At 53.3% G+C, this 229-nt stretch carries 1 protein-coding gene; it reads right to left on the bottom strand.

What is annotated here, in order from left to right:
- Positions 1–48 precede the first annotated feature (48 nt).
- A partial coding sequence (locus tag RTW80_RS31160; RefSeq protein WP_312722150.1) for a DUF4113 domain-containing protein occupies positions 49–229 on the bottom strand: 181 nt, incomplete at its 5' end.

Below are 229 nucleotides of genomic sequence, written 5' to 3'. Positions count from 1 at the left end.
CGTCGACTGGAAGAGGCCCGGGTCAAAATGAAAGGCCTCTTCTGATACTCAAATTGAGGCTTTGGGGATATCGGACCACCTGGTCGTGTATGCCGGAGAAAGCATCTCTCTTTTCATTTGCCATTCTGGTGCAATTCCGCGGCCAGCAAACCAGACCCTCCCGAGCCCTGAATGGTTTATGCCATCCAGGGCTTTCATAAGCTCCTCGCTTCGTTCCTGCGGCTTAACG

Source organism: Escherichia sp. AM3, assembly GCF_032029835.1.
In the GTDB taxonomy this organism is placed as follows: Bacteria; Pseudomonadota; Gammaproteobacteria; order Enterobacterales; family Enterobacteriaceae; genus Escherichia; species Escherichia coli.
Note: the sequence above shows the minus strand (reverse complement) of the source record. Positions and strands in the feature narration are given on the sequence as shown.